The following is a 229-nucleotide window of genomic DNA, read 5'->3' as shown; positions in this document are numbered from 1 at the left end:
AGTAGGTAATAGAGCGCGATGGCCAGCGCCAACAGCGCAACGCGCCGCAGATAGCGATTTTGCGCAGCAAACAGGGTGGCATGCTCCTGCTTAAGTTTGGCGACATTCGGCGCTAAGGCGATCATGATACGTCTCCTTCCACTACGCGGCGACGCAGACAGCCGGACAGCGTATCCAGCAGCGACACCACCACAATGATCAGCATCAGCCTAATGCTGACCTGATCGTA

At 56.8% G+C, this 229-nt stretch carries 2 pseudogenes; both read right to left on the bottom strand.

Annotated features, from left to right (window positions below):
• Positions 1-125 (bottom strand): annotated as a pseudogene (locus KVT28_RS28105) (phosphonate ABC transporter, permease protein PhnE); the annotation flags it as partial.
• Positions 122-229: pseudogene (locus KVT28_RS28100) on the bottom strand (phosphonate ABC transporter, permease protein PhnE); the annotation flags it as partial. The pseudogenes KVT28_RS28105 and KVT28_RS28100, both read right to left, overlap by 4 nt.

The organism is Pantoea sp. GbtcB22, assembly GCF_019091025.1.
Classification (GTDB): domain Bacteria; phylum Pseudomonadota; class Gammaproteobacteria; order Enterobacterales; family Enterobacteriaceae; genus Pantoea; species Pantoea leporis.
Note: the sequence above shows the minus strand (reverse complement) of the source record. Positions and strands in the feature narration are given on the sequence as shown.